The sequence below is a fragment of the Bdellovibrio reynosensis genome, from assembly GCF_022814725.1.
GTDB classification, from domain to species: Bacteria; Bdellovibrionota; Bdellovibrionia; order Bdellovibrionales; family Bdellovibrionaceae; genus Bdellovibrio; species Bdellovibrio reynosensis.
The window spans coordinates 141,826-168,633 of the sequence record NZ_CP093442.1 but is presented as its reverse complement, the minus strand read 5'-3'; the positions used below and the strand labels follow the sequence as shown (position 1 = coordinate 168,633).

The 26,808-nt window shown below is 43.5% G+C and carries 22 protein-coding genes; 14 read left to right on the top strand and 8 right to left on the bottom strand.

Annotated elements, in window-relative coordinates:
• Positions 1-119 precede the first annotated feature (119 nt).
• The 6 genes from MNR06_RS00795 to MNR06_RS00770 all read left to right on the top strand — a co-directional run bounded on the left by MNR06_RS00795 (position 120) and on the right by MNR06_RS00770 (position 4,181).
• A complete protein-coding gene (locus MNR06_RS00795; protein WP_243537930.1) occupies positions 120-1,550 on the top strand; it encodes a hypothetical protein in 1,431 nt (476 codons plus the stop codon).
• A complete protein-coding gene (locus MNR06_RS00790; RefSeq protein WP_243537929.1) occupies positions 1,522-2,034 on the top strand; it encodes a hypothetical protein in 513 nt (170 codons plus the stop codon). Before MNR06_RS00795 ends, MNR06_RS00790 begins: the two co-directional genes overlap by 29 nt.
• A gap of 263 nt (positions 2,035-2,297) precedes the next feature.
• The gene (locus tag MNR06_RS00785) at positions 2,298-2,663 is read left to right on the top strand and encodes a winged helix-turn-helix domain-containing protein (protein ID WP_243537928.1); all 366 of its coding nucleotides are present in this window, start codon (positions 2,298-2,300) and stop codon (positions 2,661-2,663) included.
• On the top strand, positions 2,641-3,243 hold the full coding sequence (locus MNR06_RS00780) for a nucleotidyltransferase family protein (protein WP_243537927.1): 603 nt from the start codon (positions 2,641-2,643) through the stop codon (positions 3,241-3,243). The genes MNR06_RS00785 and MNR06_RS00780 overlap by 23 nt, the downstream gene beginning before the upstream one ends.
• Before the next feature lie 20 nt (positions 3,244-3,263).
• Positions 3,264-3,722 (top strand): hypothetical protein, encoded by a 459-nt coding sequence (locus MNR06_RS00775; RefSeq protein WP_243537926.1) that lies wholly within the window; start codon positions 3,264-3,266, stop codon positions 3,720-3,722.
• A 63-nt stretch (positions 3,723-3,785) separates the two neighbouring features.
• Entirely contained in the window at positions 3,786-4,181 is a 396-nt protein-coding gene (locus MNR06_RS00770) for an acyl-CoA thioesterase (RefSeq protein ID WP_243537925.1), read from the top strand.
• Here the strand turns inward: MNR06_RS00770 and MNR06_RS00765 are convergent.
• Genes MNR06_RS00765 through MNR06_RS00755 form a run of 3 tightly spaced genes read right to left on the bottom strand, consistent with a single transcriptional unit; the run spans position 4,174 to position 6,297 of the window.
• Positions 4,174-4,530 (bottom strand): hypothetical protein, encoded by a 357-nt coding sequence (locus MNR06_RS00765; RefSeq protein WP_243537924.1) that lies wholly within the window; start codon positions 4,528-4,530, stop codon positions 4,174-4,176. The genes MNR06_RS00770 and MNR06_RS00765 overlap by 8 nt on opposite strands.
• A 9-nt stretch (positions 4,531-4,539) precedes the next feature.
• Positions 4,540-5,289, bottom strand: coding sequence for a HEAT repeat domain-containing protein (locus MNR06_RS00760; protein ID WP_243537923.1), 750 nt, complete (start codon positions 5,287-5,289; stop codon positions 4,540-4,542).
• 3 nt (positions 5,290-5,292) lie between these two features.
• Positions 5,293-6,297 (bottom strand): hypothetical protein, encoded by a 1,005-nt coding sequence (locus tag MNR06_RS00755; RefSeq protein ID WP_243537922.1) that lies wholly within the window; start codon positions 6,295-6,297, stop codon positions 5,293-5,295.
• Between the two features lie 102 nt (positions 6,298-6,399).
• Between MNR06_RS00755 and MNR06_RS00750 the strand changes: the two genes are divergently transcribed.
• The 5 genes from MNR06_RS00750 (at position 6,400) to MNR06_RS00730 (ending at position 10,195) form a co-directional block, all read left to right on the top strand.
• Positions 6,400-7,752 (top strand): dihydroorotase, encoded by a 1,353-nt coding sequence (locus tag MNR06_RS00750; protein ID WP_243537921.1) that lies wholly within the window; start codon positions 6,400-6,402, stop codon positions 7,750-7,752.
• Positions 7,752-8,354 carry an inner membrane-spanning protein YciB gene (locus MNR06_RS00745; RefSeq protein WP_243537920.1) on the top strand — a complete coding sequence of 201 codons (603 nt, stop codon included), beginning with the start codon at positions 7,752-7,754 and terminating at the stop codon, positions 8,352-8,354. Before MNR06_RS00750 ends, MNR06_RS00745 begins: the two co-directional genes overlap by 1 nt.
• Positions 8,335-9,150, top strand: coding sequence for a DUF6279 family lipoprotein (locus tag MNR06_RS00740; RefSeq protein ID WP_243537919.1), 816 nt, complete (start codon positions 8,335-8,337; stop codon positions 9,148-9,150). Before MNR06_RS00745 ends, MNR06_RS00740 begins: the two co-directional genes overlap by 20 nt.
• A gap of 107 nt (positions 9,151-9,257) precedes the next feature.
• A complete protein-coding gene (locus MNR06_RS00735; protein ID WP_243537918.1) occupies positions 9,258-9,623 on the top strand; it encodes a hypothetical protein in 366 nt (121 codons plus the stop codon).
• 95 nt (positions 9,624-9,718) lie between these two features.
• Positions 9,719-10,195: a GlcG/HbpS family heme-binding protein gene (locus MNR06_RS00730; protein WP_243537917.1), complete on the top strand. Its 477-nt coding sequence runs from the start codon at positions 9,719-9,721 to the stop codon at positions 10,193-10,195.
• A 56-nt stretch (positions 10,196-10,251) separates the two neighbouring features.
• Here MNR06_RS00730 and MNR06_RS00725 read toward each other — a convergent pair whose 3' ends face one another.
• The 3 genes from MNR06_RS00725 to MNR06_RS00715 form a co-directional block, all read right to left on the bottom strand.
• On the bottom strand, positions 10,252-11,067 hold the full coding sequence (locus MNR06_RS00725) for an enoyl-CoA hydratase-related protein (protein WP_243537916.1): 816 nt from the start codon (positions 11,065-11,067) through the stop codon (positions 10,252-10,254).
• Positions 11,068-11,187: 120 nt separating this feature from the next.
• Positions 11,188-16,005 (bottom strand): hemagglutinin, encoded by a 4,818-nt coding sequence (locus MNR06_RS00720; protein ID WP_243537915.1) that lies wholly within the window; start codon positions 16,003-16,005, stop codon positions 11,188-11,190.
• Positions 16,006-16,203: 198 nt separating this feature from the next.
• Positions 16,204-17,745: a S8 family serine peptidase gene (locus tag MNR06_RS00715; RefSeq protein ID WP_243537914.1), complete on the bottom strand. Its 1,542-nt coding sequence runs from the start codon at positions 17,743-17,745 to the stop codon at positions 16,204-16,206.
• A 179-nt stretch (positions 17,746-17,924) separates the two neighbouring features.
• Between MNR06_RS00715 and MNR06_RS00710 the strand changes: the two genes are divergently transcribed.
• Entirely contained in the window at positions 17,925-18,716 is a 792-nt protein-coding gene (locus tag MNR06_RS00710) for an undecaprenyl-diphosphate phosphatase (protein WP_243537913.1), read from the top strand.
• Between the two features lie 27 nt (positions 18,717-18,743).
• Entirely contained in the window at positions 18,744-19,919 is a 1,176-nt protein-coding gene (locus MNR06_RS00705) for a mechanosensitive ion channel family protein (RefSeq protein ID WP_243537912.1), read from the top strand.
• 51 nt (positions 19,920-19,970) lie between these two features.
• Here MNR06_RS00705 and MNR06_RS00700 read toward each other — a convergent pair whose 3' ends face one another.
• Both MNR06_RS00700 and MNR06_RS00695 read right to left on the bottom strand, forming a co-directional pair.
• Complete coding sequence (locus MNR06_RS00700; RefSeq protein WP_243537911.1) at positions 19,971-24,047, bottom strand: phage tail protein; 4,077 nt, start codon at positions 24,045-24,047, stop codon at positions 19,971-19,973.
• Between the two features lie 463 nt (positions 24,048-24,510).
• On the bottom strand, positions 24,511-25,716 hold the full coding sequence (locus MNR06_RS00695) for a hypothetical protein (protein ID WP_243537910.1): 1,206 nt from the start codon (positions 25,714-25,716) through the stop codon (positions 24,511-24,513).
• Between the two features lie 298 nt (positions 25,717-26,014).
• Between MNR06_RS00695 and MNR06_RS00690 the strand changes: the two genes are divergently transcribed.
• The gene (locus MNR06_RS00690; protein ID WP_243537909.1) at positions 26,015-26,800 is read left to right on the top strand and encodes an N-acetylmuramoyl-L-alanine amidase family protein; all 786 of its coding nucleotides are present in this window, start codon (positions 26,015-26,017) and stop codon (positions 26,798-26,800) included.
• Positions 26,801-26,808 lie beyond the last annotated feature (8 nt).

Here is a 26,808-nt window from a genome sequence, read left to right as displayed (position 1 = left end):
AACAATTTAACGCGCTTTTTTTAATTTTTCCCTGTGTCACTCGCCTTTGGTCTTGACCCACCCCCCACTTCCCTAATGCAATAACAGATAAGTTAAGAAAAACCACGGAGGGGGATCTTATGAAAAAAATGCTGATGGCGTTAGCCATCCCAGGGCTCTTAATCGGTTGTTCTAAGGACGATAAACCCGCTAATCCTAGCAAAAACTCGTTTTTCGGGATGTTTCTTGGTCAAAGTGCGCATCAAATCACGGTTTTAAATGCCGATGACCAGCCGATAGCTAACGCTGAAATTTTAATCGGCGACGCTTTAAATGCTCCTTTTTCAGGCAATTTTATTACTACTGACGCCAATGGAAATGCTAATGTCCCGACAGAGTGGACCTCCGCTGAAGCTTTAACTATCGATGCAAAAGGCTATGTGCGCGCGACTTACCTTGCGCAGGAACCAGGCGCAGTAACGATCAAACTTCGTAAGAGTGTTAATAAAACGCAGTATGAAGTAAAAGGCCCTACTACCGGTCTACCGATCCAAGATAAAGACGGTTGGGTTGATTTTGGCTTAGTGATGCCAGCGTTTTCTAAGGCCGACATCTTATCATTCAACTTAGATAACGTAATCAGCGCACAAAACGATCAAATCGAAGCGATGGGACAAAAAATCGATGTTCCAGCCAACATCTCGCTTCCTTCGCAACGTGAAAAATACGCTTTATTTACGATCACTTTAGATAAACCAAACTACCGCATTTACTTTGGACAAGACGGTGTCAACCGCGTGTTTGCTGCTAAAGGCCGTTTCCCGTTTAAATCAACGGTGGATGCTCTTCGTAATGGCGCTGACTTCTTTGATCTAATCAATGATTTCAAACTGACTGGCGGAGCCATCCGTGACGTAGACGTTAAATCAGCTTCAACTAACCTAACTATGCCTACTGGCGAGTTATCATTTAAAGATCCAAAATACGTGCAAGCACCACAAGTGCGTGGTGATGAAGCGTTTATGGCTTTGGGTGTCGCAAACCAACAAGGTTTCTTAATCCCAACAGACGTAAAAAGAGTTGAGCCTGGTCAAAAAATGGCGATCAACACTTTACCGGGTGCTGAAAACTTCGCTTTGGGTATCGTGCAAAGACCAAAAGAAAAAGGCGATCGTATGAGTGCAACGTTAATTCCGTTCACTGGAACAGTCGCACCAAAAATGCTTCCGCTTGTAGCTGACCCAGTGATCCAAGGCGACGAATTGCTTTTGCCTAAATTTAACTCAGTTGAAGGTGTAAATCCGATTGCGACTTATACTCTTTTAACTAAAGAAGAAGACGTAAAACAGGGTTCAGCAACCGTGAAAATCCAAACGCCGCAATGGGAAATCTATGCGACGACTTGGGTAGAGCGCGTGAAACTTCCAGAATTCCCGACGGCTCTAGCGATTCCAGGAACGAAGCGTTGGAATGTGAACTTTATTGGCTCACAAACTGCTTCCCAAGTGCCTGCAGGTCCGGCTATCATCGACGCTGCAACACATGTCACACACAGCTCAATTTCTTTCTAAAAAAGTTTTCTTAGTACTTGTGATTCTCACAGGCTGCACCCTTTTTGGCTGCAGCCTGTTTGATAAAAAGCCTTCTGCCCACGCGCGCATGGCGCAAATCAATAAGCAAAAAGTCTTCTTCGCAAACTACGATGCTGTGTGGAGGGCTGCCCACGCTGTTCTTAAATATCCTATCGCTCAAGAAAACCAAGACACCGGTGTGATTGAAACAGAATACATTAAAGGTATTGATGGGTGGCTGCCACCTAATGAACAGCGCCCACCTTCTAGTGGCATCAGATACCGTTTGATGCTGACTTTTGCCCAAGGTAAAGCTGAAGGCAGAGAATCCGTGCGTGTCACCATTGATAAGAAAATGGAAATCTTAAGAGATTTTTTCTCGGAACCAGAACCCATTGAGTCTGATGGTTTAGAAGAAAAGATTATCTTTTATCGTATTGAGCGTGAGCTTATCATTAACGAAGCTTTAAAACGCGCCAACTAAAGAATTCCCCATTACGTATTGGTTTCAGGTGGCGATCTTCCGTACTTTTTCCCAATTCCAATATATAGCTTTATAGACCTTAAAACTGGACCTTCTTGTGCCTTTAATTAATTTGTTTATTTAAGTTATTTCAAGTATTTACCACTTGATCGACATTAATTTACTATCGATTAATATTAAATTAATATCAATCAACAGTAATTTAATATTAATCGATATCGTTTTAATACCGATACTGATACTATGGAATAGAGGAGTTTCATATGATGTTAGATAAGTTATTTGGAAATCAAACCGCTACCTCTGCACTGCTCTTTTTAACTCGCTACGAGGAAGCTGCTGTCAGTGATATGGCGAAAACTTTTGGTGTATCAAAAACTCAACTATATCAACAACTCGTGAAACTTGAGGATGCGGGAATTCTTGCAAGTAGAGAAATGGGAAACCTGCGCATTTATTTTTTCAATCCCCGATGCTCAATAAAAAATGAACTCCGCGCCCTTCTTGAAAAATACATCGAAACAAACATGTCCAAAGAACAAAATCCAGATTTCTATCTTGTTCGCAAAAGACCGCGCAGTCGCGGGAAAAAACTAGGAGGAGCCTATGAGCGTTCAAGAAGAGATTAATGAAAATACATCTATCTCAAAATTAGCTGTTATCGTATCTCAACATCTTAAAGCTAATGGAATTATTTCGGTCCTATCTGGTGGCTCAGTAGTAACTATTTATACTGACAAAAATTTTTATGAATCAAATGATTTGGATTTTATCAGTCCAGCAAATCACCAAAAAATTCTTGAAGTCATGGCACAGATTGGTTTCGTGAAGGCAAAATCAACTCATAAACATCTTACCCATCCAAATACAAAAATAGTCGTGGAGTTTCCAACTGGCCCCGTCAATTTAGGCGGCGCTCCGATTCGCTACGAACACTTCGACGAACATGAAATTGACGGCGGAAAAATTCGTATATTAAGTCCAACTCAGTCAGTTATGGATCGACTGCTGCACTATATTTCCACGAAGGATGCTCAAGGACTTGATCAGGCCCGTGAAATTTGCGAACGACAAATGGTGAACCTGTCAGCCATCGAAAAATGGTCTATCAAAGAAGCAATGGCAAGCCCCGAACAACATGAACGCATTATGAAAACTTGCAAAGAAGCGATTGCGAAATATAATAAATCACAAAAGACAAATAACTAGTTTCAGGATAGCATTTTCTTATGAACAAAAATTTTAAAGTTTTATTGATCGTTGCAAGTGTCATGATGGTCCACCTTTTCACATCACAGGCAACTGCTAAAAGAAAAACTCCACCGAAAGCCTATAGCTTTATCGCTGAAGGCGGCAAAGCTTCCCAAGGTGAATGCGATGGGGAACGTAAAATCCCGCGTCTAAAAAAACTTTCTGAATTTTCTAAAGCCCCATCTTACATGGGTTCCGAACTGCAAGATCCAGAGATCAAAGGAAAACCAGGCGATGAGATGTGGAAGCACTTCTTTAGAGCCAAGCCTTCTTGCAATGCTGCTTTAGCAAAAACCCCTTCAGCGATTCAAGATCCAGCAAAAACTGCGACGAAGCCAGAACTTCCGCCGGATGAAGATGGTTCAGATGATGAAGAAGAGTCTACAACACCTGAAAATGGTGAGACTGAAAACGGACAAACTGAACAACAACTATAATTTAGAAAAAGCCGCTTAAATCAGCGGCTTTTTTTTCGCGCAAAGTTTAGAAGGGTTCTACCTATGAGTTCTAATATTTATACTTTACTGCCAAGATTTCACGATACCGATGCTTTAGGGCATATCAATAATGCCGCCTACGCAACTTGGTTTGAAGAAGCGAGAAGGTTTATCTTTAGATTCTTTGTTCCTGATTTAGATCCCAAAAAGTGGAACTTAATTATCGCGCGCACTGAGTTTGATTTTTTAGCGCAAGGTTATTACCAAAAGGAAGTCACGGTTACGACGAACATTGAAAAAGTTGGCAATTCATCTTTTGTGATCGTTCAAGAGGCTATTCAAGATAAAGTTGTTATCGGTAGAGGCAAGGCTTTTATGGTGCACTTTGACTATAAAACAAATAAGTCAGTGCCGATTCCTGAATCCATCAAAGAAGAACTGCAAAAGCTGATTAAGTAGTTCGGTTGGTACACTCTATGACTTCAACCGCATCGCCCGGGAAATACTTAAAATGCGGATGATCCATGAACATCTTAGCGGCTTCCTCATGGGAAGCCGCCTTCACCACCAGGAACTTTCCCATCTGACTTGGGATATCGTGAACGCCATTAATGTCGGTTCTTTTAGTTAACTCACCAAGGGCGCTGCCTTCATAAACGATCTGGCTTTGATACTTTAAAGCCCATGCTTCAAGGGCGGCAGCCCCCGTTTGCATGGAATCTTTTTGAGCCTGGGAATCTAACTTCATCCAAGCTTGATGATTTTTGCTATTTTCAGCGCAAGTGAAGATGGCTAGGAAGGTCTTCATGATTGGCTCTTAAAGCTCAATCTTTTCTTTTTTAACGTAGTCTTTCCACATACCAACTAAGGCTGCTGACTTAGTAGAATCCCCACCAAGCTTCACCCCAGTTAGTTTTTCTAAACCCGCAACTGCTGGCATATGAAGGCGTTGGTCTTTATCAGATAGAAGACCGGCGAAGATCTTAGCCTCATGGTTTAAAGGTTTTTTCGCCAAAGTCTCTACGATCTGATGACGGATCCAAAGACTGTGATCACCTTTAAAATTGTACTTTTGATTTAACTCATCCCATAAAAGATCACGAACAGCTGGCGTTGTGCTTTTAGCTAAAGCCTCCACCGCTGCTGAACGAACCACCAAGGCTTTATCTTTTAATAAGCTTTGCGCCAGCTTTTCACCCTGGCTTGGGTTTACTTCAGTTAAGGCAACAAGAGCTGCGTTACGCATGTACCACTGATTATGTTTCCCAGCTTTTAATAGATCCGGAGTCGAACGATCCCCATGAACTTCAGCTGCCGCCATTAAAGCGCGCCATCTTACACTCATCGGTTGCGATTCATTAAAGGCAACAGAGATAAAGTTCTGATAAAACTTCTCACCACCATTAGAAAGAACCATGCGACGGTTTTCCGTTGGTAATTTCAACACCTCAAGCGCGGAACTTAAAGTACTAGATGAAGGTTTAGCTGGGGCAGCTAACACGTTCACACTAACACTTGAAGTAAGACCCATAACTACGACTGCTGAAACGAACAACGAATTCTTCATGGATTAACTCTTTTTAGCTACGAAGTTTTCAAACTCATTCATTAGTTTTTCAGATTCATCAGCCGACTCTTTAGGTTTTTCAGAACCCTCACCGGCTTTTGCGGCAGCACTGTCTAAGGCATCTTTTTTCTGCCCCTCAACCGCAGCTGCGAATTCTTTCATCAGTTCATCATCAATCAATTCGCTGCCAGCATCAGTAGCTGGTGCTGGTTCACTTGCTGATTCAATAACGGGTTCCATTGCCACTTCAGCTTCAGTGATCGCAGCCGGAGCTTCCGGAGCAGGTTCGGCTGCCACAGGTTCTGGAGCTGGTTCAACCGCAGCAGGTGCTGCCGCCGGCGCTGCTTCTTCAACTGGAGCCACGTAACTTGCGCCCAAACCTTTTTGCAAACCTTCAAGCTGCTTACGCAGTTCTTCATTTTCTTCGCGGAATCTTGAAAGGTCGGCGATATCTTCAGAAATGATTTCGTATTCAGATAAACGCGCTTCAAGGTCTTTCACTTTTGCCGCAAGCTCGGCACTTTGACCCGCATCAGCACTTCCCGCGGCAGCTGCTGCCGCCGTCGTCGATTGTGCTGCAAGCATCGCTTCTTGCGCTCTACCTTGAGCGTCTTTAAGTTGAGCTTGTAAAGCTTCGATTCTTTTTTGGCTATCCGCTAAAGAGATCTTCATTTGCTCTACTTCAACCCCAGCCTCACCGGAAAGTGACGAAGCACTTTCCGTCGGAGTATCAAGGCCTAAATCCACGTCCATTCCCAAATCATCTGCTGGGCGTGATTTAACAGCCGTGCCTGAAGATTGGTTATCTAAGATTTTCTGCAAAGTTTTTTCTAATTGCGCGGTATCTAAATTACTTCCCGCTTCAGAAGAGTGACTGGCGTCGCCTTTTTTACCAAAGAAGCTGCGGTAGGCTAAAACCAAGGAAAGAAAAATCACCAAACCCACAAGGCTTTCGATGATCACGGTATTGTGCTGACTCCAGAAGGAGAGGAATTTTTCAATTGTCACAATTCAAATTGTCCTCTATCCCAAAGGCTCCGTCAACGCTGGACCTTTGGTTGGTCCCAGTGATAAAGTCGCTGCCAAGAAGTTTCTTTAAGAGGTGCTGTGATGTCCGAACGAACGTATGACTTAATCATCAAAAATGGAACTTGTTTGCTTCCCCATCCGACAGAAGCGCGCCTTATTCAAGCAAAGGCCGATATAGCAATTTCTGGTGGCCGCATTGAGATGATCGCGGATTCAATTTCAGAGAAAGCTTTAAAAACCATCGATGCTAAAGGCCTTCATGTCTTTCCCGGGGTCATCGATAGCCAAGTTCACTTTCGCGAACCAGGGCTAGAACATAAAGAGGACCTTGAAACTGGCACCAGAGCCGCCGTACTTGGTGGCGTCACCACGGTCTTTGAAATGCCGAACACCAACCCTTCAACGACGACCAAAGAAGCTTTTGAAGATAAATTAAATCGCGCTAAAAACCGTTGCCACAGTAACTATGCTTTTTTTATGGGTGGCGCCCATGACAATGTCGATAAGATTGCGGAGCTTGAACTCCTCCCCCACTGTTCTGGGGTAAAAATTTTTATGGGCTCTTCAACCGGCACTTTGTTAGTTGAAGATGACGACACTTTAGAAAAAATCTTAATGCAAGGTCATCGTCGCGTGATTTTTCACTCTGAAGATGAAATGCGCTTGCGCGAGCGCAAACATATCGCGACAGAAAAAGCCGATCCACATTTTCACCATGTTTGGCGTGATACAGAAACAGCTGTGAACTCTACCCGTCGTTTGTTGCGATTAGCGCGTAAGACTGGAAGAAAGATCCATGTCTTGCATGTTTCAACTGGTGATGAAATGGACATGCTTAAAGACGCTAAAGACATCGCGACCGTCGAGGTGCTTCCGCAGCACTTAACTTTGTTTGCGCCAGATTGTTATGACAAACTTGGCACCTATGCTCAGCAAAATCCGCCAATCCGTGAAAAGCATCATATGGATCGCATATGGCAAGCAGTGCTTGATGGCACGGTGGATGTGATTGGTTCAGATCATGCTCCGCATACTAAAGAAGAAAAAAACAAACCTTATCCTTCAAGTCCTTCCGGCGTACCGGGCGTGCAAACACTAGTGCCGATCATGCTAAATCACGTCAATAACGGGAAATTGCCACTAGAGCGTTTTGTTGAAATGGTGACGATGAACACGGCGCGAGTTTTTGGTATCAAGAATAAAGGTGCCCTTCGCCAAGGTTTTGACGCCGATGTCACGATCGTTGATATGAAAAAACAAAAAACTATCACGAATGATTGGATCGCTAGCCGCTGCGGATGGACTCCGTTTGATGGTATGCAAGTGACAGGCTGGCCAACACACACGATCGTTGGTGGAAAAGTTGTGATGGAAAATGATCAAGTGGTTATGCCTAGCCAAGGAAAGCCCGTTGATTTCATGGATACGAACTAATGAAAATTAAAGAAGCAAATCCTAAAGCCCAGGCCGCAAGTTTATTCTTTGCGGGCCTTTTACCAGTCATCGCCTTCACGGTGATTGAAGAATATTACGGGATCATGGCGGGTTTAATCGCCGGGATGATCTTTGGTGCTGGTGAAATCATTTACGAACTTATCAAATACAGAAAAGTTCAAAAGCTAACGTGGTTTGGTAATGGAATGCTTTTAGGTTTAGGAGCCGTTTCACTCATTTCTTCAGAAGGCATTTGGTTTAAATTGCAGCCTGCCATCATGGAAGGAATTTTCGCTGTTATCCTGTGGGGGTCAGTTGTCATCGGTAAGCCGTTATTAAGCACACTCGCAGAAATGCAAGGCGCCCAACTGCCTGACTTTATTAAGGCGCGCATGAAAGGCATGACCATCCGTTCAGGCTTCTTTTTTGCCATTCACACAGGACTTGCGATCTGGGCTGCTTTCAAATGGAGTTCACGGGATTGGGCTTTGCTTAAAGGCGTGGGCTTAACCGTCAGTTTTATTCTGTATCTTGTCATTGAGGGTATCCTCATCCGCCGAGCCGTTTTAAAACTTAAACAAGATGAAAATCCTCGTCCTTAGTTTTTTATTACTAGCGACCACAGCCTGCAGCAGATCTTCTGTGATGATGTCATTTGCTGACACCCTGGCCGTTTCAAAGACTGATGAGTATTTTGATCTTACAAGCCAGCAAAAAGAAGATTTAAAAAAAGATCTGCGCCAGGACATTGACGCTTTAAAAAAAGAATTCCTACCAGAAGTCGCAAAGACCTTAAGAAGAATCGAATCAGAAGTAAGCAAAGGCAAAATCGAGTCAGAACTTATCGCGACTCACTTTACGGAATTCCACGTGCACTTTAAAAAGTTAACAAGCTACTTTGCTAACACGGCTGTTAAAACTGTGGCAACCTTCAAGCCAGAACAATTTGATTACTTCGAAAAAACCATGAAAGAAGAAATCAAAGACCGCAGTGACGTTGAAGAACAAAATGAAAAAGCTTTTAAACGCTACCGAAGATCCCTTGAGTTCTGGATCGGTGGCTTATCCCAAGATCAAAAAGACCGAATACAAGCGTTCTTAAAACAAAACCCGTATCCGGTAAAACTAGAAACCGAAAATAAAGAGCACATTGTTAAGCAGTTTCTAGAAGTAAAAACAGATAAAGAAAAACTAAAGGTCTACGTCAGAACTCTTTATCTGGACTATGAAGCCCCAAGACTTCCATCCTTCACTGAATCTTTACAGCTCCATAAAAAAGCTTTCCAAAATTTCCTGAGTGAATCCCTATGGCCAACAATAAGTAAAAACCAATTAGAAAACCTTAAAGCCAACCTTATTTCCAGAGCCGAAGAATTAGAAAAACTAGCGCAGCGCTAAAGATTTCTTAACAAAGTCGGCCGGTGCAAATCTTCCAGTAGAATAAAATACAAATTAGTTTACAAAGCGAGTTCTAAAGTATTTAACTTCAGTCTTCTGAGGTGTTTATGAAATTATCTATTATAGCTTTTTTGCTCGCGTTGACCACAAATGCTCAAGCATTCCCTTTAACGTGGAAACTGCAAATTAAAGACAACAAAAAGAACACCATTGAAGTCATTGAAATTTTAGAAACTCCTAAGCTATTTTCATTTGCAGAGCTTCACTGCCGCCTTGATGCTGAGACAGATGAACATGAAGTTGAGCGCCGTTCTTATAGCTGCAAAAAAGAAAAAATGATTTTTTCTAAAATTTCCGAATGCAGACAAGGAATAACTCGTCGACACCAGATGCTTAACAGTAAGGACAAAAACGACGTTTTTGTTTATCAAGATGAAAAGTTATCACTAGAGTTCGCCCTTTACTGTGAATAACCCCCGCCAAGCTTGTGATTTAATACAGCGAAATACCTCTTGTTCCCTTGGAATATAAAAATACGATGGAGTTCTCTTAAACCCGGAGGACCCATTTGAAAAAATCAATCACGTTACTAGTCTCTTCTTTATTCGCCTGTTCCGCCCAAGCCATTACCACCACTGAAACCAACATCACTATGGCAGGTGCCTTGATCGCTGCTCAAGCCGCAGTAGAAAACTGCGCATCGAAAGGTTATTCAGTAGCCGCGACAGTCGTTGATGCTTCGGGTGATACAAAAGTCACTCTGCGCGCAGACGGTGCTGGCCCCCACACACTGGATGCTTCTCGCCGTAAAGCCTACACTTCTGCTTCAGCAAGACAACCAACAAGCGCGATGTTAGCGACTTCGCAAACTAATCCAACCGCGCAAAACCTTGGACAGATCGATGGCTTCTTACTTTTGGGTGGGGGTATTCCAATTAGAATTAACAATGTTGTCGTAGGAGCGATCGGCGTTGGTGGCGCACCAGGTGGACCTTTAGATGATCAATGCGCGCAAGCCGGAATCGATAAATTGCTAGCGAAGTAGTATTATGAAGCCTGCTTTTTTAAACGGCGTCACCGTTAGAACAAGCAGGCGCCTTTTTACTTACCAGTGAATTCTGGGGTAGTTTTGTTCTTCATTCCTTCTAGAGCTTTGAAGTGATCTTCTGTTCTTTGCGTTATACCCTGATAGGCCGCTGACAAATCTAAAACTGTGTTGAGATCACTAAGATACGCGATCTTCATCGCTTTCTTTGTCATTTGCACTGCCACTGGAGCGTTGTGAGAGATTTTCTCTGCCAGCTTTTTAGTTTCATTTAATAACTGGTCTTCAGCTACGTAGTAGTTTAGTAGACCCCACTTGTAAGCCTCTTCCCCTGCGATAATGTCGCCAGTTAACGACATCTGCATGGCTTTTGAATAGCCAACGACTCTTTGTAAGAAGAATGTGCCGCCATCGCCAGGAACAAGTCCTAACTTCACAAACGTTTCGCCAAACTTCGCTTTAGAGCAACCGATTCGAATATCGCACATCATTGCTAGATCACAACCAGCACCAATCGCAGCCCCATTCACCATGGCGATGATGGGTTTAGAAAGGTCTTCAATCGCTTTAGGAATCTGTTGAATACCATGCATGTAGCGCATACGCAGTTCGTTGCTTTGTCCCGCGAACATGCCTGTTTTATTTTCCATGGCTTTAATATCGCCACCTGCGCAGAACGTAGCTCCCTCGCCAGTGATGACGATGACTTTCACGTCGGGATCAAAATCAGCGTGTCTTAGTAAGTTCGTCAGCGAATCAATCATTTCTGTTGAAATCGCATTACTTTGTTCTTGGTTTGCAAGAGTCAGCCACAAGATGCCATCGCTTCGATCTGTTTTAACGTGCGTGAACATCTGAGAATAATAAGACATGGGTCACCTCGCACATCATTATACTCAGTCTTCCTAAAATTACTCAAACGGAAGAAAAATAAACATAATTTTGCAAACTTAGTTTGACGCGGTGGGGACCAAAATTTTAAGCAGGCACCTTTAAGGAAGGAAGTATTCGATGATGGCTGGCAAGCCGTTTTGTCTTGCGACCATGACTAAACGTTTTGGTTTTGGACCGGAGGCAGGTTTCACTAAGATGCGACGGCCTTCGCACACGATGTTGGAAGCCGGCATCGGCATTTGGGTGATTGTATAATGAGTGTTTTGAACAAGTGGCCAGTTCGTTGTTGAAGTTAAATCAGAAGGATTCGTGATCGCCACATCATAAAGTTTACCGCTCGTACAAACATAGATGTGTCCGTTGTCATAAGCATAGGAAACTGGCTTAGAAGGTAATGAAAGCATTTTTTTAACGTTACCACCAAAGGCAACGTGCAAGTCCCCGGCATGACCTGAAGCTAGATCACGGTATGGATTAAATAACCATCCTGATAACGAGCCAAAGTACGTAGGTGAAGCATTATAATAAACACCATGCAAACCGATGTTACAGCTTGTTGCGACTCCATCAGGACATGAATCACTGTTATCATCAAGCGCAGCTGCGCCGGCAATATATTCGGCCGTTGTCGGAGTAATAACCCGTAAGTTCGCACTATGGTGAGCAGTGCCGTTCCAGTGATGGTGATTCATCAATAGATTTCCACCTTGGTAACCAAAGATCGCTGGAGCATAACCATTTAAAAGTAAATCAGCGATAGGAATTGCAGTTTGCGACGAAGTTAAAGTAGTTCCTGTTCCAGGTACTATTACTTCCCACAACCCAGTGGCGCGATTTAATTTACAAATACGAATGTTAGTTGTGCCGGCCAAATCACAACTCATGTAAACGTCCCCGTTTGCAGGATTAGTCGCAAAGGCATTGGCGCCATTCCATGAGCCAAACGGAATAGACTGAGCATTAGCCGCGATCCCCGTATTCACACTTTCATTTCTGCCAGTACCAGCAACTAAGCGGACTTCAGAGGCCGCACCCGGTACGATCTCGCGCATTTTATTTTCTTGATGGTCAAGTAAGACGATATTGTCGCCAGCTCCGTGATCAAGGAAGAAGACCAGCGATAAGCGCATATCAGAGGCAGCGCCTCCATCACCCGCATCTTTGCGCTGACCAAATAAAGTATAAACATTTCCATTAACAACAGTCTTAATAATCCCGCGAGTAGAAAAGTATATGCGCCCATAACGATCAATAAAGGCATCATCTAAGGAAACCGCGCAAGACGTCGCCGCCGTACCATCAGCGCATTCCCCAGCAGCACCCGTTCCTAAAACCGAAGTCCAAGTACCATCATCATTTAACCTAGAAAGTCTATTTTCAGTATAGCGATTAGCGCGATAAACCCGGCCGTCCATTGATTGCACATCATAATAAACCATCGAACCATTTGCGAAAGGGTGATCTGGATGGACACCGTTTGCAACCCAAGTTGTGGGATCAAGCTCGGTCATAGGGCCATAAGAGTTGCCTGGAAAAAAATGCCACGCTTGCACATACGCCTTAGAAATCACACTGGTTTCTGGGTCATAGCGCAAACTAAAGAACGTATAATCATTGGTATTTAGATCCCAAGCTGGCTGATTTTTCACTCCGACACCTGAAAATCTAAAAGCTTCTACCCGTGGGACTGCTAGCGATCCTTTATAAACTCTAATCCGTCCGCCATTATCTTTACCTTTATTTGGATTATCAGAAACAAAGTAGATATCACCATTAGGATGCGCTTGGAAAATCGCACGCTTTTTAACGTACCACCATTCATCAACCGGAGTAGAAGTATCATAAAGGTTTATTTTTACGTCCCGCGGATCGGCCACCGTATCAGCGGTGTTCGTTCCTAAGTTTCCACTTGGGTCCGCGCCAATGATTGTTTCAATAGTCATTGGTTCAACAGAGGTGTCAATCCTACGAATCATATAGCGATCGTAGACAAGGATTCGATTTTGATAATCTAAGGTCGTGCGCAAGATTTCTTTCGCGCGAGCTTGCTCTACCGGAATGCCATCACCGTAAGATTCTTCGCCTTCTTTTGCTAAACGCAAAAGAACTTTCGAGTTATTAGTTCTTGGATCGATATAGATGATTCCATAAGAAGTATCATTAAAGAAAACCTTCCCGTCTGTGGTCACAAGCAAAGTTCCCGGCGCTGTATCAGTACCAACAAGCGTATTAAACACAGTCTGCTTAGCATTTCCGTTATGCCCAGGATCTTGATTACCCGCTAAAAGATTTAAGCTACCACTATTTAGCGGCGGACTTGTTAATTGTGAAGTCTGCCCCACGTCATCAGTCACACGTAATTGCAGTTTAAAGAAGCTGTCATTTGGATAAGTTGAATTCCAAACAAAACAACCCGTGTAAGGGGCTGCGTAGCTGCAACTAGCACCGTTAGAAGAACCATTAGAAAGAGCATCCGTGATCAAAGTATAATTACTACCATCAACCGAAGTATAAAGAGCCACTTTTGAAATCGACCCGTTATCAGAGGCCTTCCATTTAATGTAAACAGCGGCGTTATTGACAAAGTTCATATCCGCATTGATCGGCGGACTATTAGGTGTCGTCGAATTCACAGTTAAAAAATTTGAAACCACTGGAGCCGGGTCATTAATATATTCAACCGTATTAAAATCTTTTTTCAAAGTGGCAGAGTTAACACTGATATTTCCGGCAACGTCTTTCACCCATGCATAAACATTATAAACGCCAAAATCAGTTCCGAGGTAATAGTCAAAATCAACTAAGTTTAATGTCGCAAGCTCATCAAGTCCTGGTTTTGGTGCTTTCACGGACACCCAACATGCATCATTTCCAGCGGGTGCAGAGTTTGAAGTTTTTAAACAGAACTCCGTCACCGCCGTATGCGCATCATTAGCTTGTAAACTTACGGTCACATAAGAACGAACCGTATCATCCGGATCTAGCGCGCCATTGATTTTAAATTCATTAGCTGTGATCGTGGGTGCTGTCGTATCTGCCACGACGTTAAAGGCATTCGATTGACCGTAACCCGTCATACCCAAAGCATCCGTCAACATCCCACGAACGCGAAGCCCAGTGTAAAGATTTGTCGGAGTCCAAGATACCGAGAAAGATTTATTATTCATTGGACCTGAAACACCCAAAGTTCTGCTAGCAGCAAAATTCCAAGTCGTACCATCCGTTGAATACTGCAACGTTAAGGTTGCGGTTGAAGCTACGGTTGTTTCAGTTACTCTGACCACAAAAGGATAAGAGCCATCTTTAGCAAGTGTTGGAACTGGATCAATCGTAATGATCGGAGCTTGACTATCATAAGTAATTGTATGCACTGTCGCCGTTGAAACGTTTCCCGCTTCATCGCGCGCGTAAAAACGAATGTTACGAAGACCCTGTTGATCGGTCACAGAAAGATCATAAACATAATTTTCAGCCACCGTACTGCAAGGAACCCAACCACTATCACCTAATGCTGGAGCTGAGTTCACTTCTTTCATTAAAATCATCGTGTGATCCGTGCAACTTCCCATAGTGAATTTAGCAAGCGGCGTATTCATGGTAGCTGAAGTCGTCATGGTTACACTTGGTGGAACAATCGCTGTGTCTTTGAAAACTGAGTGCGAAGCAATCGATGACGTATTGTTAGCATTATCTGTTGAGGTAACTGAAATATTCTTAGCGCCATCACCGTTAGATAAAGTAAGCGCCAGGGAATAGGTCCCACCCACGGTACAACTTTGCGAAGAAGGAGTCGGTGTGAAATCACCACTTGCCGTAACGGTTAATCCCGCCTCACAAGTTCCAGTTAAATTAAAAGTTGAGTGAACCTTGGCACTGGCAATCGGTGAAGTAATAGTCAGCGCAGGATTTGTTTTATCAATGACGACCGCAGTACTTTCAAAGATTCCAGCAGCTGAAGGCCAGTTACCCGCCTGATCCCCCGCAAGTACGCAAATACGATAAGTCCCATCACCACTAAAAGTTAAAGGAATGTTCGCCGTACCCGTAACCGGAGTCGAAGCCATTAATGCTGCATACTGAGCAGAACAGTCCGTATCTTTCACTACGACATAACGATACTGAGTTCCACCATCCGTAGGTAAAGTGATCGTCACAGATCTAGCAGAATCATCATTGCTTAAAGCACTTCCTAAAGATCCAAGGCTTGAAAGTAAAAGCGGAGCAATAACGTCTTTATTAAACGAAGCACTCGCCGTCGTTCCGACGTTTAAAGCAAGATCCGTTTGTCTTGCAGTAAAACTATTTGCGCCATCAATTAAACCTGTGCCGGAAACATTCCCAGTGAAAGTGCCATTAGTTTGACAAGGCCAGGTTGCTAGCACGGCTGTGCCAGCCAAAATCTCAACATCACCATCGGCAATTTCACAGGTACCCATAAGAGCGATACTTGAAACCGCATCGTTACCAACTTCTGCAGGAATACTTCCGGTGAAAGTTAGAACAGGCGGCACAATGTCTTTTAAAACCGAAGCTTCGGTACTTGAAGAAATACCCGCTTCCGAAGTCACTGATAAAACGATTTTGTAAGTGGTATCACTCCAAGTTTGCGTATCAAGTTCTAAGCTGAACTTTTGATCGACGCACTTAGCATTAAAAGTTTTAGTCTCAGCTTGTGCAGCAGTTGAATTTTCAGGCACAAAGGAAACCGCAACATCACGATCGTCCTGATAACACTCCCCGCGTACAGAAACTTTATCTAAGTCTGAAGAGGTATTGATGATAAACGAATCCAACCGCTCACCCTGATCGTTGGTAAGCACTGGTGGTGTTAAGGCGTTCATATCAAGAACGCTACCTTGAAAGGTACAGCCAGCTAACACCAGAACATAAATGAAAATAGCTGAGATGTTCCGCACACTTTCTTATCGGAATACTGTAGGTTTAGTTTACAAAATTTCGGACTTCGTAATGTTCGAGTGTCTCAGAGTGAAACAGAAATATGTGCTTTCCGACGGCTTCTGGTTATTTCTAAAAGTGCTGCGCGGGAAACGCTGAAAAGAACAAGGTATCCAAAATAAAAAAGGCTCCTTGCGGAGCCTTTTCTTAGTTCCATCTTACTGTTGGCAGAATGGAAGGTCAGGTTTGATTTGGCAGATGATTTGGCAGATTGACGGATCGCCAAGTGGACATTCGCCAGGCTCACCTGGAGTTGGCAAACCGCCACCGTCGTCTGGTGGGTTTCCTGGGTTAGAAGAAACTGCGCCTACGTTGATGTTCAATGTAGAAGCTGTGTTTCCAGCAGCGTCTGTGACTGTGATTGTAGTAGCACCATTTGAAGCTGCAGTGAAAGTTCCGTTGTCAGAAACTGAACCAACAGAAGCGTTGCTGCTAGCATATTTGAATGGAGCTTTACCGTTAAGTACTGAGAACGCGATCGTGTCGTTAGGTTTAACAGTCGCAGCTGCAGGAACTACAACCATTTTCTTAGACATAACTGTATCAACTGCACCGAAAGCGTCTACGCGGCAGTTACATGCTGTTTCGATAGAAACTTTAGCACCTGTCGTTTGTAGGATCGCACGAACTTGCGCACCAGTTAGTGAAGGATCTTGAGCTTTCATCAAAGCTACTAGACCAGACACAAGCGGGGTCGCCATAGAAGTACCAGAAAGATTTCCGTACTTATTGTTTGGCAAAGTCGACATGATGTTTTCACCCGGAGCCGCTACGTGAACTGTTGCAGTACCGTAGTTAGACCAAGATGGTTTTGCATCAGAAGAACCAGAAGCTGCAACCGTGATTGAGTTCGGGAATCCGTTGTTTGCTGGATACATTTCAGTTTTATCGTTGTTTTTACCATCATTCGCAGCAGCTGCGATGAAGATAACACCTTTGTCATCAGCACGTTTGATTGCCTCTAACAATGGAGCTGCTTGTGAACGAGGAACCGCAGCACCCCAAGAAGCAGAAATGATTTGTGCACCTTTTTCAACTGCGAAGTCGATTGCTTTAATCGCGTTGTTAAGGTCACCAGAACCATCTTCACCCAAGAAGCGAAGAGGCATCATAGAAACTTCAGGAGCAAGACCCACAATACCACCGTCGATCAAACCAGTCGCACCCACCGCACCAGCACAGTGAGTACCGTGACCTGGGTTTTGGAAACCAGTTTTATCCATTGGATCAGCATCGTTTTCTTTAAAGTCATAACCAGCGATCATGTTTGGAGCCAAAGCTGGATGGCGATAGTCAACGCCCGTGTCGATAACAGCTACGATAACGTTGCGGTTCCCTTTGTTACCAGCACGTTGCCAAGCTTTCTCAGCTTGAACTTTTGAAATAGCCCATTGCTCTTTTAATGCAGCAGCGTCTACTGGAGCAGTGAATGCTCTGATTTTAAAGTTTGGAACAACGTACTCAACGCCTGGTTGAGAAAGTAAAGAAGCCAAAGCGTGTGCTTCGTGTTCTTTATTGATGTTCACTTTTACTAAACTTGCAGTTTCGTTGTGGTCCATTGCTTGGAACATTGCAACGCTAGAAGTTTTCGTAGATGTCAGCATGTTGAGTGCGCGTGTGTCCTGGTATTTCACCAAAAATTCGCCAGCGAATGCCTGCGAACCGAACAACAATGCACCTAATAATAATGCACGTTTCATATTAACCCCCTCCGTGGTGAAAAAAATCAAATCAGGTTTGGACCACAAAGAGTAGGAAAATCTTAAATAAATCTTAAATTTTTTGACACATTCCATCGAATATTGAACCCACGCCTTATTCTTTCAAGAATGAAGCGCCAACATTTTCTCTGATATTCAACACCGAAGAAGGATTCAACATGAGTTATCTGCACGCGATCATCCTGGGAATTGTCGAAGGCATTACTGAGTTTCTACCGATCTCCTCCACAGGTCACATGGTGATTGCAAGCTCCATGATGGGGATTGAAGACAGCGCCTTCACTAAAGCATTTGAGGTGATTATTCAATTCGGCGCCATCCTTTCTGTTTTGGTTTTGTACTGGAAACGGTTTCTGCCCGAATGGGGTTTCTATAAAAAACTATTCGTCGCCTTTCTGCCAACTGCTGTGATTGGCTTTATGGTAAAAGACATCGTCGACCAACTTTTAGGAAGTGTTGCCATCGTTGCCTGGTCATTAATTCTTGGCGGCATCGTTTTAGTTTGGTCCGACAAAGTTTTTGCACATCTAACTTCATCAGGCAGAAAAACTTCGGACCTGTCTTATATAGACTCGCTAAAATTAGGTTTCTTTCAGTGCTTAGCGATGATCCCCGGTGTGTCCAGATCAGGGGCCACAATCATGGGCGGACTGACGCTTGGCATGAATAAAAAAGAGGCAGCAGAGTTTAGCTTTTTCTTAGCCGTTCCAACCATGGCCGCAGCCTCTGGATACAAAGTGCTAAAGATCTATAAGACAATTGATACTGAACAATTAGGAGTCCTACTTGTCGGCATCGTTGTTTCGTTCTTGGTAGCGATGCTTGCGATCAAATTTTTTATCGGTATAGTGACTCGCTACGGATTTCGCGGTTTTGGATTTTACCGAATCGCTGTGGGCCTGGTGATTTTGATCATGCTTTATAGCGGACAAAATCTGCAACTGATGTAAGAAGGATTTTTTGTGGAGTCTGAATCAATGGAAAAGTTTTTATTTGAGCATTCAAACTGGTTCACGAAAGAAGTGGCCGATGTTTTAAAAGCTCAAGTGTTAGTAATGCCCAACTGGAAATGGGGAGCTTTATTCATCGCTATCATCGCGGCGTTAATTCTTCGTCCTATTATTCAGTTCGTTATTAGAAAATTTAAAGAGCACAATCCGTTCACAAGAAAATACCCAACAAGCTTTACTGCGCATTTCATGCAGCAACCAATCGAGCGTCCTTTGGCGTGGATCATCGTTATCTTATTGCTGTTTGTGGTTGGCGATGCGATTGAACTTAAGGGGAAGTTTGAGGTTTATACTTCACGCGCGCTGCAAGGCTTTTTAGCTGTTAACGTCATCATCTTATTATATTTCGCAGTGGATGGTATTACCCAAGTCTTTAAACAAATCGCTGCGAAAACTGCAAGTACCTATGATGATCAGCTGGTCCCATTTGCTTCTAAGAGCTTAAAAGTTCTGATTGTTGTTTTAGGTATCTTACTTGTTTTACAAAGCTTCGGCTTAAACGTGATGTCGTTACTTGCCGGTCTTGGACTGGGCGGTTTAGCTTTGGCCTTAGCCGCGCAAGACACGGCTGCCAATCTTTTTGGTTCAATCACGATCTTATCTGATAATCCATTTAAAGTCGGCGACTGGGTAAAGATCAAAGATATGGAAGGAACCGTTGAAGAGATCGGTTTTAGATCTACTCGCGTTCGTACTTTCTATAATTCTGTTATCACAATTCCAAATGCGATGATGGCAAAAGAAACCATCGACAACATGGGACTGCGCCCTGCCCGCCGTATTCGCCAGGTTTTGGGTGTGACCTATGAAACTCCACCACAGTTGATGGAACAATTCATTGATCACATCAGATACATGATCAGCCAGCATCCAAAAGTGAATCCTGAAACAGTGACTGTGAACTTTAATAACTTTAATGCTTCATCGTTAGATGTTTTGGTGCAGTTCCATTTAACGGTAGCAACCGGTAAAGAAGAGCTAGATATCCAACAAGCGATCTTCTTAGAAATCCTTACGGTCGCTGCAACGATGAATGTGGAGCTAGCGTACCCAACAAGAACTATTTATCACAAAGGTTCTTCAAGCTTAGCTGCTGTATCAGCGAATGCGGGAATCACTCCTAGCTCACCGACACTAAGCTAAAAATTAAAAAAATTGTTTTTGACGACAGGCTCTGAGAAATCAGGGCCTTTTTTATTTTGTCGGCGTGCCGTCGCCCGTGCGAGGAAGGATTGCGAAGCCAGAGCGAGGCACTCGGTTGGCTTTTCTAAAGGATCCTCCGACTAAAACTGCGTCGGTGGTGACAACTAAAGGCTCAGAGTCATAACCTAGGACTGGATTCCAGGGAAGGAGGTTGAACGTACTAGTGTTCGCATTCGCAAGAAATACTGAATACGCTTTGATGACAGTGCTTTCAATGGATCGGCTAGTGCTGGCGTTCATACTTACGGCAACAACACCTTCCCCTATAACTGGCTTAGAATAATATGATGATGTAAATGATGTTGTCGTATTCCAGATCAGGTTCATATCAGCATCAAATAAAGACAGCAATCGAGAGGATCCAGCTACAGCAGCACCGGTAATCACCACTTTCCCATTATCAGTAGAGATTCTAGATGAAAGTGATGTTGTTATATTTGTGGTTAAAAGCGACAAGTCATTGACATCGAACATGGCGATACCGGGACGGGATTGACTTTGCATGGTGGTGAAATCGCCTGCCACGATATATTTTGTTCCAAGCTTGTGAATTTGTCGCACCGTTGAAGATGGAAACGGATCCCAATTTAGAAGACTTCCTGAACTTATATCAATTGCGCCCAACCGCACACGACTAGTACCATTAATTCCGTTGAAAGCCCCGCCAGCAAAGATTCGATCGCCATCCCAGAGCAACCCGTTAATATATGAATCAAATGAAAATGATTCAGGCAAAACATTGCCCGAATTTTTATCTAAAAGGGCAAACCTACCTCTATTAATATTTGAAACAGAGGTAAACTCTCCTCCTACTGCAATTGTGTTTCCATTTTTCGCCATTGAATGTACATAAGAGCTGGCACTAGGCTGCCAAGGTAGCAAGGAACCATCGCTAAAATTAATTGCTGCCAAGTTATTACGAGAAACCGTATCTGCAGTCACAAAGCTGCCACCAATTAAGAATTTGTTACCTGCTTTCAAAGCAACCTTTCCGGACCCACCGGAAATTAGCGAAGTGAAAGTTCCAGTCAGTGACATCGTGATAGGGTTAACTTCTGAAAACTGGTTTGCTTGTGCAACAATAACTCCCGTATTTCCTGTGCCTGCGATACTGGGCACACCGCTCAATACAGCTTCCACTGAATAAGTTGTGGAGTTTAACCTTAGAAAACTATAACCGTCGGTTGCATAAAGTTTTGCGTCTTTTACAAGAAGGGAAGTTACAGAGTAATAGTATGCATTTCCATTATAATAAAAATTGGTACCAATTTTTTGCCAAGTATTAGCGGCTTTATTATACACTGTTAGAGATCTGCTTTCCACATTGTCGACTTTAGAAAAACTGCCCCCAACAAATACAGAATTTGCATCAAATGCTAGAGCGGAAATTGAACCATCGATCGAAACACCAAAGGCAGAGTCGACTGTGGGACTGACAGGATTCGTTATATCTATCCTTGCCAGTTGGCTTTTTGCAATTCCTTGAATCGAACCAAAAGATCCCCATATGTACAAATATCCATTATCAATTCCAAGCCCACTCACCGAGGAATTAACTGAGACTGCTGCAAGTATTGAGGGGCTACTGACAGATGAAATATCGACACTAGCAAAATTAGCGCGTGAAACACCACCTACAGAACTAAATCCACCACCTATAAATAGAACTCCTGACGACACTGCAGCCGCATTGATAGCACCATTTACACTTAAGTTAAAACTTACATCCACGGTAAGATCGCTTTTAAGACGAAGAATATTATCTGTCGAATATGCGCCTTGCACCAACGAAAATAAACCGTATACAAAATATCCGCCTTGGCCATCAGGTATAATTCCAGAGACCGTACCGGCAAGATTGTAACCCTCTTCAAAGGTTCCGGTGTCAGTGGTCCGAATCAAACCGCCATGACATTTCCCAACTTTAGAAAACTGGCCCCCAACATAAATGGTGTTCCCCTCAACTATGGCTGAATTGACTTTCCCTAATGTATTGCCACTTGTGAAACATAGAGGGCCAGCTAGCGTGTTATCTGCATTTATCGACCACCCATCCGACACGGTTTCAGTTGAAATATTTCCAGCCAGATCTTTCGTACGAACGCGAACTCGATAGGAGTTACCGGCAGTTAGTGAAAGGCCAGTAAAGGCGTATTCATCAACGTTTCCTATACTAAGCCAGCTTGTGACCACAGTGAGAGGAGATATACTCTCTAACTGAATTTCGTAATTACTAACACCACTTAATGAATCTGTACTTGCAGACCACGTGATTATGGGTGAATAGTTGCGTAAAGAAAAGGCGCCATCTACTAATGATGTCACCGCCGTCGGCGCCACCCGATCAAGAGTATAATTTAAACTCACCAGAGAACATCCAGAATAATTACTTCCATTGTAAGCTTTCGCATAGAAGCGATAAACTTGGTCTACTGTAAGAGTTGGATTAAGAATAAGTTGGCTTTGCCCACCAGGAACTGTTCCTGTAACGATAGCTGCATCAGAACAGTCTTCTAGGCCGTGCAAAGTAATAGTATTAGTAGCAGATACTCCCCCCACTAAAACTGACGGAGTTGTGACATTGGAAACATTCGAAGCCGGCGTTACAAGGCTAATTGACGTTGGCGCATCCGGAAAGTTTCCCACCACCGCTTTATAATGATAAACGCCAGAAATGTTTCCTGCAGAATCTTTAGCGCGAATATGCAAGTAGTAGATCGCATCTACTTCACTTTCAGCAATGGTATAAGTTTTATTACTATTAAAGAAACCATTGGAAAGATCCGTCGTTGGCACTGTATCGACGAGGAACTCGTAAGTGCAAGGTTCCTCTGAACAAGACCAGTTCCATGTTTTACTTGGCACTGGTGTCACCGAGTTAGTAAGACCAAGAATATCAGGTGGTGTCGTATCTAAATTTATCGAGACACTTTGGCAGGAAGAATTATTGCCGGCAATATCACGAACCTTCACCCTGACTGTTTTATTTCCATCGCCAACACCCAGGTTCCAGTCTGTGATTTCCGCTTGGAAGGCCGCCCAGGTGCCTCCAGTAGTACAATCCGCATTGGCAGTCATATAATACTCATGGGGGGGTTCAGAGGTAGCTAGTTGCACTGATACCAACTGATTATTTGTAATCAAGGCCCCTGCATTAATCGAAGGATTAACTGCCGCTGGTGCAATTCTATCAAGGCGATAGCTAGCGCTTGCTGTCGAGCAAGCAGAATCAGCGCCAAAAGAATTTCTTCTTTTTGCAAAAAACTGATAATCACCGTCCGCACCTAAAATAGTCGCGTTTAATATCAATGAAGTACCAGCAGAAAATCCTGAAGATGCTAAGGTTGAATCACTGCAGTCACTGGAAGTATAGACAAAGACCAGATCCCCTGGATCCAAACCTTCAATTTTAACTGAAGGTGTCACCTCATTACTTTCTAACTGCAACGGAAAAGCAATAGAAAGCGCTGTTGGAGCCAAAAGACTAGAATCAATAGTTACATTCAAACTTTGACAGACAGATTCATTGCGAGCGAAATCAATAAATTTATAATAAATAGTCTGCGCCCCATTACCTTGAAATGTCCAATCAAGCTTCATGTTTTGCAGTTGATGCCAAGCGCCCCCGCCCGAGCACCCTGCCTGATCCGTTAGATAAACTTTAAATAAATCTAAATCTCCCGTGGCGGAAAGTATGGCATCACGGCTATGAAGAGTTGTAACTCCACCGTCAAGTGCTAAAGTTGCTGTGGGTAAAACCGTATCTAGGGCAATATTCTTTTCTATCACGGCACTGACACTTGCGCCTACCAGTGAACGAATTTGAAGAGCACTGACAGAGCTTTTTGACGATAAGTCTAAGACAAAACTAAATTTCTTATCAGTCTTACAATCCAGAAAAAACTGAGATACAAGGGACGAATCATTTGCTGATAGCCAAGAAGCCCCTTGATCTAAAGAAAATTGCACATCTTGAGTTTGGCGATGACAACTTCCATCCACATAAAATGCTGTCGCCACCGATCCACTGATTTGCGGTGCCCATAGCTGCACGCCGTCGGATGGCACTATTAATTGTTCAACGCGCGATTCAACCTGGGTACATCCAATTAAAAAGCAGATTAATAGCAAAGCTAAGCATTGAGTTCGAATAAGAAAGTGGAAGTCCAAAAACCGCATAAACAAGTATCGGTTAAAGAAACAAGTTCCTGTATAATACCGAAGGTCTATTTCGGAAGTTAAATGTCTCAACCTGTATTTCAAATTGAGACACTATCATTCTATGAGAAGGTAGCAGAAGGAACCCATCACCAAGCAAAAATGCAAGTTGATGTTCAGTAATATTCACTACCGCATCGGTAGCGCGGCGCAACCGTAAAAAGAAGCAGGTACCTTTAGAACTCAGATATTCTATATTGCTCAACGCCGCTTTTTTTGCGCGGCGCAACCGTGAAAAGAAGCAGGCACCTATAAAAAAAGCCCGGGCGTTTCTGCCACGGGCTTTAAAGTTTTCACTTTTCGGTACTCGTAATTACTTTTTCTTAGTTGTCTTCTTAGTTGGAAGACCGGCATCAGCACGGATCTTCTGTGCTTCTAGCTTCATTTTTTCAGCTTCAGCTTCTGCTTTTGCAGTTTCCATTTTGATTTTAGATTCTTCAGCTTGGTTTTGCGCAGCTTCCATACGCTCTTCTAAAGTTTCGCGTTCAGCGATGGCTCTAGCGGCCTCGTCTTTAAGGCGTTTTAACTCAGCTTCGTCTCTAGAAACTGCGGCTTCACTTTCAGCAATTACTTTTTTAGCTCTTGCGATTTCTAAAGTCGCAGTGGCTTGTTCTTTTTTCAAGTTGTTGCGGTTGCCTTCAAGTTCTTGGCGGGCTTTCGCAGCAGCTTGACGTGATTTTTCTTCCTGAGAACGAACTTCTGCCACTTCTTTACGTTGTGACTCAGCTTCTTTCGTAGCATCCTTTGCTTCGCTTTGCGCTGTTTTAAGTTCTGCTTCTACTTTATCAATAGTCGCTTTAGCTTGCTCTTCTTGAGCTTTTAGTTTCGCTAATTCCGCTTCAGCGCGAGCTTTATCAGCTTCGGCACGAGCGATTTCTTGGCGACCTTTAGCATCGCGGGCTTTTGATTCCGCTACGGCTTTTTGAGTTAATAGACGAGCTTTCGCTAGGGCTTGTTCAGCCCTTGCTGCTTCCATCTTAGCTACTTCAGCTTCTTTCGTCGCTTGTTGACCCGCTTCAAACGCGGCTGCTGCCTGTTTTTCTTGGTCTTTAGCTTCGTCTTTCATTTGATCAGCTTTATCTTCAGCTTGTTTTCTTTTCGCAACGGCTTCTTCTTTAACTTTCACCGCGGCTTGAGTCTTTTCTTGAGCTGATTTGATACGGCTTTGAGCTGCTTGCTGTTCACGCTCTGCATTTTTTTGCATGCGTTCGTTTTCAGCGGCTTCTGCTCTTAATTTTGCTGATTCTCTTTCTGATTCAAGCTGTTCTTTTTTTGCTTCAGCTTCTAAAGAGCGAGCTTTATTAGTTGCAGCTTGTGCTTCCGAACGGATTTTATCGCGCTTCTTGCGATCTTCCGCTTCACGACGTCTTGCCTCATTAGCTTCTGCCTTTGCTGCTTCTGCGTCTGCTGTAGCTTCTTCAGCTTCGATTTGAGAACTCTCAACTGCGTAAGCTTTCTGTTGGTAACCTTGTGTTAATAATGCTGCTAATAACAGAGCACTAAGAGGTTTTAGATACATGTAATTCTCCTTCAATGGATAAACAACAGGTCTAAGGATATACGATTTTAGGCAAAAAAAAAGCGACCAGGATTGGGGGGAGGGGTCCTGGCCGCCATGGGGGGTTATTTATCCATAGAGCAACGACGGTGCCATGACCAAAGGTTCGCCAAGATTAATTAAATGCACCGTGAGCGCAAAACCTATGTCGAGGAAATGAACAGAAAACGACAATTGTCGGCGCTCAAACCCCTTTAAATTCTAGACTAGCCGGGTGTTTGGACTCGACAGATTTTCGCCGAATTTTTATCCTAAAAAAATGAACTTTCTCACTATAAAACACTTGATGCTAGCGGCTCTCATCGTTTTGAGTCGTCCTGCATTTGCACTTCATATCATGCTTGATCCTGGCCACGGTGGAATTGATACAGGTGCCGTGCATGGCCAAGCCCGTGAAGCAGAGCTGGTGTTGAAAGTTGCGCAAAAACTAAAAACTCTTTTAGAAAAAGATGCCAATTTTAAAGTCACACTGACGCGCCAACTTGATAAAAATATCAGTCTGCCACACAGAGTGAAAATGGCAGAAGACGCAAAAGCGGATATCTTCGTCAGTCTTCATGCCAATGCCGCTTTAGACAGTCGCGCAAAGGGCGTTGAATTTTTCTTCCAAAATAATCTGCCCCCCGATGAAGATGCACTGTACTTAGCAAGCCAAGAAAATCAGGCTTTATTAAATTCAAAAGAACTGCATAAGATTTCTGGTGGCGATAACTTATCCAAAAAAGGTGACGTCGCTGCGATCATTGAAGATCTGCATCGTCAAAACCGTCTGCAAAGCAGCTTGCGACTAAGTAAGACTTTAACATCCGTGTGGAGCACAGATGCAACCGCACCACAAGCGACAATCAAGCAAGCTCCGTTTTACGTGATCTCAAAGACCTCAATGCCCTCAGTCCTTATTGAAATTGGTTTTTTAACCAACCCGCGCGAAGCGAAACGACTTTTAAACACAGAATATCAATCTGATCTTGCTCAAAAAATCTACACCGCTTTAATCTCTTACAAAGAAAAGATGGACAATCACACGGCGAAGACATTAGATTAGGCCTTCCC

What these genes read in the sequence shown, in the direction of transcription:
- MNR06_RS00760 (WP_243537923.1), bottom strand. Translation starts at nt 5,289, where the DNA reads ATGAAGAATTCGTTGTTCGTTTCAGCAGTCGTAGTTATGGGTCTTACT.
- MNR06_RS00780 (WP_243537927.1), top strand. Translation starts at nt 2,641, where the DNA reads ATGAGCGTTCAAGAAGAGATTAATGAAAATACATCTATCTCAAAATTA.
- MNR06_RS00690 (WP_243537909.1), top strand. Translation starts at nt 26,015, where the DNA reads ATGAACTTTCTCACTATAAAACACTTGATGCTAGCGGCTCTCATCGTT.
- MNR06_RS00740 (WP_243537919.1), top strand. Translation starts at nt 8,335, where the DNA reads ATGAAAATCCTCGTCCTTAGTTTTTTATTACTAGCGACCACAGCCTGC.
- MNR06_RS00790 (WP_243537929.1), top strand. Translation starts at nt 1,522, where the DNA reads ATGTCACACACAGCTCAATTTCTTTCTAAAAAAGTTTTCTTAGTACTT.
- MNR06_RS00750 (WP_243537921.1), top strand. Translation starts at nt 6,400, where the DNA reads ATGTCCGAACGAACGTATGACTTAATCATCAAAAATGGAACTTGTTTG.
- MNR06_RS00795 (WP_243537930.1), top strand. Translation starts at nt 120, where the DNA reads ATGAAAAAAATGCTGATGGCGTTAGCCATCCCAGGGCTCTTAATCGGT.
- MNR06_RS00765 (WP_243537924.1), bottom strand. Translation starts at nt 4,530, where the DNA reads ATGAAGACCTTCCTAGCCATCTTCACTTGCGCTGAAAATAGCAAAAAT.
- MNR06_RS00745 (WP_243537920.1), top strand. Translation starts at nt 7,752, where the DNA reads ATGAAAATTAAAGAAGCAAATCCTAAAGCCCAGGCCGCAAGTTTATTC.
- MNR06_RS00695 (WP_243537910.1), bottom strand. Translation starts at nt 25,716, where the DNA reads ATGTATCTAAAACCTCTTAGTGCTCTGTTATTAGCAGCATTATTAACA.
- MNR06_RS00735 (WP_243537918.1), top strand. Translation starts at nt 9,258, where the DNA reads ATGAAATTATCTATTATAGCTTTTTTGCTCGCGTTGACCACAAATGCT.
- MNR06_RS00770 (WP_243537925.1), top strand. Translation starts at nt 3,786, where the DNA reads ATGAGTTCTAATATTTATACTTTACTGCCAAGATTTCACGATACCGAT.
- MNR06_RS00785 (WP_243537928.1), top strand. Translation starts at nt 2,298, where the DNA reads ATGATGTTAGATAAGTTATTTGGAAATCAAACCGCTACCTCTGCACTG.
- MNR06_RS00705 (WP_243537912.1), top strand. Translation starts at nt 18,744, where the DNA reads ATGGAAAAGTTTTTATTTGAGCATTCAAACTGGTTCACGAAAGAAGTG.
- MNR06_RS00715 (WP_243537914.1), bottom strand. Translation starts at nt 17,745, where the DNA reads ATGAAACGTGCATTATTATTAGGTGCATTGTTGTTCGGTTCGCAGGCA.
- MNR06_RS00775 (WP_243537926.1), top strand. Translation starts at nt 3,264, where the DNA reads ATGAACAAAAATTTTAAAGTTTTATTGATCGTTGCAAGTGTCATGATG.
- MNR06_RS00725 (WP_243537916.1), bottom strand. Translation starts at nt 11,067, where the DNA reads ATGTCTTATTATTCTCAGATGTTCACGCACGTTAAAACAGATCGAAGC.
- MNR06_RS00710 (WP_243537913.1), top strand. Translation starts at nt 17,925, where the DNA reads ATGAGTTATCTGCACGCGATCATCCTGGGAATTGTCGAAGGCATTACT.